Source organism: Nocardia sp. NPDC058666, assembly GCF_042714895.1.
GTDB lineage: Bacteria > Actinomycetota > Actinomycetes > Mycobacteriales > Mycobacteriaceae > Nocardia.
Genome location: NZ_JBHXRY010000107.1, coordinates 1 through 1112 on the forward strand (window position 1 = coordinate 1; position 1112 = coordinate 1112).

Here is a 1112-nt window from a genome sequence, read left to right on the forward strand (position 1 = left end):
GCAGCCCACCGTCTTCACCCTCACCCCCGACGGCAGACTCACCGCCCGCCGCCTGCCCGCACCCTGAACGGCGTGCGCCACGCGCCGCACCCCACCGGGCCCGGCTGCCGACACGGCTCAGGAGAGCACCCATCGGGGCGTGTGCCGGGGATCTGCCGGGCAGGTGAAGACGTGCAGGTCCCGGTCACGGCTGGGCGAGCCCCACGAACGGCACCGGCCCGTCCGGCGCATACCCTTCGCTCCCGCGGCGGTGGGGCTCGCGGCAGATCGGCCACGGCTCGCCGTACGGCCACAGCATCGGCCCGCCGACATGGCTGCCGTGCCTGCCGGGCCGTCCCGGCCGGGGGTGCAGACGGGTCGTGCGACCCCGGTAGGGGGCCGGCTCCGGGAACACGGCCGCCACGGACACCGGTCTACGGGGCGTGGTCCTGGTCATGCGCAGACCGTACGGTGTCGGCCGGGCGCCGCGCGAACGCGATACCGCGACCCGATCCGGTGACGGCCCGACAGCGCCCGGTCGCACCGGGCGGCTTCACCACGCGCCGTCGGGCGGCCGGGGCGGCTCGCACCGCCGGGGAAGCGCCACGGTCCCGGGCCGGTGCTCGAAGGTGTCCATGACGAGCCACTCGTCCAGCTCGGGGTCGTAGAGGTTCTGGACACCGAACTGCAGCACCTGCCAGAAGGTGCCCCGGTTGTCCTCGTCGACGTAGATGTCGCCGAGCGCGAGCGGCAGACGCGGGTGGTTCCCGGGAGGCAGCTGGGGGAGTACCACCCCCACCCTCCAGTGGTTCACGCGCCGCTGCGGGGTGCTCCGCAGGGTACGAACCGGGCGTTCTCGAGCCCCTCGTTCAGCGCCTCCAGGTTGAAGCCCGGGATGCGTGAGCAGGGATGCTCGTCCAGACCGGGCCATTTGTACGTCAGCGTGTAGAGCGTGTCGCGGTAGATCAGGTTGGTGAACCAGATCGGGTACTGCGGCCCCCCGGCGGTCATCTGGCTGTCGCCGTCCCTCCCCTCCCAGGTGAACGGCACCGTGATGTCCAGGTCCCGGACGATCCACTTGCCCTTGCCGCGGAAGTCGCGGGGGAGCCGGGGCACGGGCGGCGTCGATGAGG

At 72.9% G+C, this 1112-nt stretch carries 2 protein-coding genes; both read right to left on the minus strand.

Going from position 1 to position 1112, the window contains the following annotated elements:
- Positions 1-532: 532 nt before the first annotated feature.
- A complete protein-coding gene (locus ACFWVD_RS28830; protein WP_379248078.1) occupies positions 533-772 on the minus strand; it encodes a hypothetical protein in 240 nt (79 codons plus the stop codon).
- A 17-nt stretch (positions 773-789) separates the two neighbouring features.
- Positions 790-1112 (minus strand): hypothetical protein (locus ACFWVD_RS28835; protein WP_379248080.1); only part of this gene is annotated, 323 nt, incomplete at its 5' end.